This is a genomic window from Lactococcus sp. UBA7128, assembly GCF_002492185.1.
GTDB classification, from domain to species: Bacteria; Bacillota; Bacilli; order Lactobacillales; family Streptococcaceae; genus Lactococcus; species Lactococcus muris.
Genome location: NZ_DKXK01000016.1, coordinates 29,645 through 30,755, shown reverse-complemented (window position 1 = coordinate 30,755; position 1,111 = coordinate 29,645). Strand labels below are relative to the sequence as shown.

The following is a 1,111-nucleotide window of genomic DNA, read 5'->3' as shown; positions in this document are numbered from 1 at the left end:
CTGAATTATCATGACAATTTCCTTCGCAATTTCCGGTGGAGCTATTAACAATGCTTCAAAAAATACATGGCTGTATTCAGGAAATTCCTTGTAAAAACGGTACTTTTTTCCATGTAATCTGCTAGACTTGGAACTTCACCCGTTTCTCCCCCGATTTTAAACAGAGTCTCTCAGGCTCATCTTCATATTATAATTTCATATAAGAAAACACCTCATCGCTAGACAAGTGCTAACTTTGAGGTGTTTTATAGCTCAGGAAAGAGGACTTGAATATCATGCGATTCAAAGAAATCTTGAAATTCTTGAGCTTGAACTTCTAAACGATCAGTGACGATGGTGTTAATTTCCTTAAGATCAGCATAAGTCATTAAAGCCATATGCCCAAATTTAGTATGATCGGCCAATAAAATAATCTGCTGCGATGCTTTGCAAATATCTGACTTCATAATCTGTTCTTGAGCATCAGAATTAGTTAGTCCAGCCGTTAAAGATATCCCAGTGGCTGCCATGAAAGCCTTATTAATATTGATTCTTGGTAAATTTAAACCTGATGTCGCATCTACAAATGAGCGGGTTGAATGTTTAAACTTAGATCCTACAACTAAGAGCTTGACTTTAGGTCTGTTTGCTGCTGCATTGATAACATCCAGATTATTCGTCAAGATTGTAACTTCAAGATCTTGCGGTAAATAAGGCAGCATTTGTACTGTTGTAGTCCCTGAATCAATGTAGATGATATCTCCTGGTTCAACCAAGGCTGCTGCTGTTTTGCCAATTTTAACTTTAGCCAGCTGTTCGGTGAACTCACGTTGTTCAAAATGGACAAGTTCCTGAGTTTTTCTGACTGCTTTGACACCACCATATACTTTTTCAACCTTGCCGTGTGCGACTAATTCATTAATATCACGCCGCAAAGTATTAAGGGAAACGTTGAAGTGATCTTGCAGCTGTTTGAAAGAAACATTTCCCTTTTCTAAGACTAATTGTTCAATTTGATTTAACCGTTCTACTTTCATATTTATAACAAGCCTATCTAAGCTCTATACTCCCCCTATCATCTATCTCTTTTTCTCATTATAACATAAAAAGGTGAAATTAATAAGATATTTTA

The 1,111-nt window shown here is 36.5% G+C and carries 1 protein-coding gene; it reads right to left on the bottom strand.

Translation table 11 applies throughout. From position 1 onward, the window contains the following. Nucleotides 1–245: 245 nt before the first annotated feature. Complete coding sequence (locus tag B4H39_RS01955) at nucleotides 246–1,016, bottom strand: DeoR/GlpR family DNA-binding transcription regulator (protein WP_202230800.1); 771 nt, start codon at nucleotides 1,014–1,016, stop codon at nucleotides 246–248. Between the last annotated feature and the right edge of the window lie 95 nt (nucleotides 1,017–1,111).